4 protein-coding genes and 1 pseudogene are annotated in these 3330 nt (G+C 71.8%); 3 read left to right on the top strand and 2 right to left on the bottom strand.

The genetic code is table 11. The features are described from left to right. Nucleotides 1-395 (top strand): annotated as a pseudogene (locus ACWGIG_RS38040) (transcription termination factor Rho); the annotation flags it as partial. Between the two features lie 87 nt (nucleotides 396-482). Here ACWGIG_RS38040 and ACWGIG_RS38035 read toward each other — a convergent pair. Beyond that, nucleotides 483-974 (bottom strand): nuclear transport factor 2 family protein, encoded by a 492-nt coding sequence (locus ACWGIG_RS38035; protein ID WP_453326297.1) that lies wholly within the window; start codon nucleotides 972-974, stop codon nucleotides 483-485. After that, entirely contained in the window at nucleotides 971-1609 is a 639-nt protein-coding gene (locus ACWGIG_RS38030; RefSeq protein WP_453326296.1) for an HD domain-containing protein, read from the bottom strand. The genes ACWGIG_RS38035 and ACWGIG_RS38030 overlap by 4 nt, the downstream gene beginning before the upstream one ends. A gap of 138 nt (nucleotides 1610-1747) precedes the next feature. On the opposite strand from ACWGIG_RS38030, the gene ACWGIG_RS38025 reads away from it, so the two are divergent. Both ACWGIG_RS38025 and ACWGIG_RS38020 read left to right on the top strand, forming a co-directional pair. Then, nucleotides 1748-2713 (top strand): GlxA family transcriptional regulator, encoded by a 966-nt coding sequence (locus ACWGIG_RS38025; RefSeq protein ID WP_453326295.1) that lies wholly within the window; start codon nucleotides 1748-1750, stop codon nucleotides 2711-2713. Between the two features lie 114 nt (nucleotides 2714-2827). Next, on the top strand, nucleotides 2828-3004 hold the full coding sequence (locus tag ACWGIG_RS38020; RefSeq protein WP_453326294.1) for a DUF6417 family protein: 177 nt from the start codon (nucleotides 2828-2830) through the stop codon (nucleotides 3002-3004). Nucleotides 3005-3330: the final 326 nt, after the last annotated feature.

Genomic DNA, 3330 nt, shown 5'->3' with positions numbered 1-3330 from the left:
CGCTGCAGGAGCCGAAGCGGCTGTTCGGCGCGGCCCGGCTCACCGAGGAGGCGGGCTCCCTGACGATCCTGGCCACCGCCCTGGTCGACACGGGTTCACGCGCCGACGACTACTACTTCGAGGAGCTGAAGAGCACCGGCAACATGGAGCTGCGCCTGGACCGGACGCTCGCGGACCGGCGCGTCTTCCCCGCCGTCGACATCACCCCTTCCGGCACCCGCCGTGAGGAACTCCTCGTACCCGCGGCCGAGTTGGCCGTCGTACGCGGTCTGCGCCGGGCCCTCCAGTCGCGCGACGGGCAGGCCACCCTGGAGGCCGTCCTGGCCAAGCTGCGGCACTCCCCCGACAACGCGTCCTTCCTGCGCCAGGTCCACTCCACGGTCCCCGTCTCCTGAACCGGGCCTCGCTTCCCACGTGCGACCGGGCACTGTTCCGTACGGAATCGGCCTCCCGCGTCTCCGGCGTCCGGGAGAGCGCGCGCATCACTCCAGCGGCAGCGGCATCCCGTGCTCGCCCGGCGGCCGGGGTCCTCGGATCCGGCGCTCCTCCGCACGGATCCGCACGTCGTTGATGCTCGCCTCGCGCCGCCGCATCAGTCCGGCGGCATCGAACTCCCAGAGCTCGTTTCCGTACGACCGCCAGTGCCCGCCGTCCCGGTCCCGCCACTCGTACTGGAAGCGGACGGCGATCCTGTCGTCTCCGTACGACCAGAGTTCCTTGCGCAGCGCGTAGTCGATCTCCCTTCGCCACTTCTCGGCGAGGAAGCACCGGATCTCGTCCCGGCCGGTCACGAAGGTGTCGCGGTTGCGCCAGACGGAGTCCTCCGTGTAGGCGAGAGCGACCCGTTCGGGGTCGCGGGTGTTCCAGGCGTCCTCGGCGGCCTGCGTCTTGGCCAGCGCGTCCGCCTCACTGAACGGCGGTACGGGAGACCTGACTTGAGGATCGGGCTGGGCGGACAGGGGGTTGTTGTTCATTCGGGCCACCTCGAATCTTCGATGACGGTGACGAAGTCGGTGGTGACGAAGCCGGGTGAGAAGTGCGCGAGCACATCGGCCTTGACGTTGCCGAACGCGGTCGCCGGGCGGTGCGCGATGCCCTCGGTGAAGGCCGCGAGGATGCGGCGCTTGAAGTCGGGCCGTGGATGGGCGGCCACGACTGCCGCCCGCTGCCCGTCGGTGACCTCGTCGAACCCCAGGCCCAGTACGTCGAGTTCGACGCCCGCGGTCACCAGCGCCACCTCGGACTCCATTCGGCAGGGGATCTCCGGCGTGGTGTGCAGGGCGATCGCGGTCCACGCGATGCGGGCGTCGTCGGCCGACAGGCCGTGCCGCAGCAGGAAGTCGCGGGCCGCGTCCGCGCCGTCGATCTCGAAGCGCTGCTCGGAGGCGGCGTAGCCGGGCGTGAGACCGAGATCGTGGAACAGGGCGGCCACGTAGAGGAGTTCGGGGTCGTAGGCCAGGCCCCGGTGACGGCCGCGGAGCGCCCCGAAGAGGTAGACGCGGCGCGAGTGGTCGTACAGCAGCGGGCCGGCGGTGGCGCGGACGAGTTCGGTCGCCTCGCGCGCCAGTGCGCTGTCAGGAATGTCGATGCCGGCGATGCCAGTCGGCATGGATGGCCCCTTCCGTCTTTTCCGTGTCCTGCGTACCTGGTGTTGCCCTCAGCCTGCCGCCCGCGGCCTCCTGGCCGCCATGTCCATCCGGCCATGGATCCCACACATACGGACATGGCGTGCCGCTAACCTGGAGAGATGAAAACGCCCCGCACTGTCGTCGTCCTCGCCTACGAGGGAGTACGGCTGCTCGACGTGACGGCCCCACTGGAGGTGTTCAGCACGGCGGCGGCCCTCGGCGCCCGCTACCGGACGACGCTGGTGTCACCGGAGGGCGGACCTGTCACCACCTCGTCCGGCACCCGGCTGCTCACGGACCCGGCAGCCGGTCTCGAAGGACGCGTCCACACCCTGATCGTGCCCGGCTCCCCCGGCCTTCCGCACCGGCCGGCACCGGCCGGACTGCTCGACGCCGTCCGCACCCTGCACTCCGTGTCCTGGCGCACCGCGTCCGTCTGCACCGGGGCCTTCGCGCTCGCCGAAGCGGGGCTCCTGGAGGGCCGTCGTGCCGCCACGCACTGGCGGTACGCGACGACACTGGCGCGTCGCCACCCCGGCGTCGACGTGGACGGCGACGCGATCTTCGTACGCGACGGCCGCGTCTACACGTCGGCGGGCGTCAGCGCCGGAATCGACCTCGCCCTGGCCCTGGTCGAGGCCGACGAGGGCCCGGATCTCGCCCGGGAAGCCGCCCGCGATCTGGTGGTCTTCCTCCAACGGCCGGGCGGGCAGTCGCAGTTCTCCGTCGCCTCCCGTACGCCCGTACCGCGCCACGAAGCGCTCGGCGCACTGCTGCGGTCGGTCGTCGCCGATCCCGTCGCGGACCACTCGCTGCCCGCACTGGCCCGGCGCACCGGAATCAGCGCCCGCCACCTCACCCGGCTGTTCCACGACCAGGTCGGCAGCACTCCGGCCGCGTACGTGGAGTCCGTACGCCTCGAAACCGCACAGTCCCTGCTCGACGCCGGTGAATCCGTCACCGCGGCGGCCCGCCGCAGCGGCCTCGGCAGCGACGAGACGCTGCGCCGCGCCTTCCTCCGGCGCTTCGGCGTCACCCCCTCCGCCTACCGGTCCCGCTTCCGCACCAGCACGCCGGCTGGCTGACCGGTGCAGGCGCCCAGCCGGGCGGGACGGCTCTGCGGGCCATTGGTGTGCGTTTCGTGTCCGGTCGGTGGGTGTGGCGTTGTACGGGACATGGATCTTTCTGGAACTGCTGAAATGCCCGGTCACCTCCCTGCTGAGGATGCTGGACCGCGGCTGGCCCTGTTCACTCTGACCGAGGCTCACGACCTGCTGCGGCTGCTGCAACTGATCGCGGCGGAGGGGGACGAACTGGCCGAGGAGGCCGACTGGTTCGCCAGGGAGACCGCTGCGCGCATTCCGCCGGAGAGCTGAGTCGTACGGACCGACTCGTACGGTCCGGGTCGTCCGGTCCGGGTCGTCCGGGTGGCTGCGGTGGGGACACGGGCAGGGGGCAGCCCCTGAACGGCTCACTCCGACAGGGGGCCAGGGGGGCGGCCGTCCTACTGTGAGGCGTCGGGATCAACCAGCGGCAGGGCGGAGACCCCGTGGACGGCGAGCGGCGCAGCACCCGCAGGAGACGGTACTTCCGGGTCGCGGGCCTGGCCTCGCTCGGACTGGCCGGTGCGGGGCTCGGCGCCTGGGCCGCGTTCGGCGGCGAGCAGACCCCGCGGACCGGGCCGCCGACGGCGTCGGAGGTC

The sequence above is a fragment of the Streptomyces sp. NPDC054863 genome (genome assembly GCF_053610825.1).
Note: the sequence above shows the minus strand (reverse complement) of the source record. Positions and strands in the feature narration are given on the sequence as shown.